Source organism: Bacillus sp. AFS012607 (assembly GCF_002558005.1).
In the GTDB taxonomy this organism is placed as follows: domain Bacteria; phylum Bacillota; class Bacilli; order Bacillales; family Bacillaceae_G; genus Bacillus_A; species Bacillus_A thuringiensis_S.
In genome coordinates this window covers 1-289 of record NZ_NTVM01000105.1, presented here as the reverse complement: position 1 = coordinate 289, position 289 = coordinate 1, and the positions used below count along the sequence as shown (strand labels likewise).

Sequence of the window (289 nt, the reverse complement as noted above, 5' to 3'; positions counted from 1 at the left end):
AAGCCAGAGCAACCAGAAGCGCCACAACCACAGGTACCGGAACAACCAAAAGTAACCGAAAAACCTGTCATTCCACAACTAGAGAAACCACAACAGATTGTTATAAAACCACAACTAGAACAAACACCAAAGAAAATTGAAACGTATCTTCCGATAACAGGCGGTAAAGCTGAAAATCCATACATAAAATGGATTGGTCTTGCATGTGTCGTACTTGGCTTAATTGGAGCTGTATTTGCAGTAAGAAACCGTAAGAAAGCTCAATCTTAATATGAAAGAATATGAAGCT

The 289-nt window shown here is 39.1% G+C and carries 1 protein-coding gene; it reads left to right on the top strand.

Features of this window, described 5'->3' with window-relative positions; translation table 11 throughout:
* Positions 1 to 270: LPXTG cell wall anchor domain-containing protein (locus CN409_RS31055; protein ID WP_141527763.1), on the top strand; the 270-nt coding region annotated here is incomplete at its 5' end.
* Between the last annotated feature and the right edge of the window lie 19 nt (positions 271 to 289).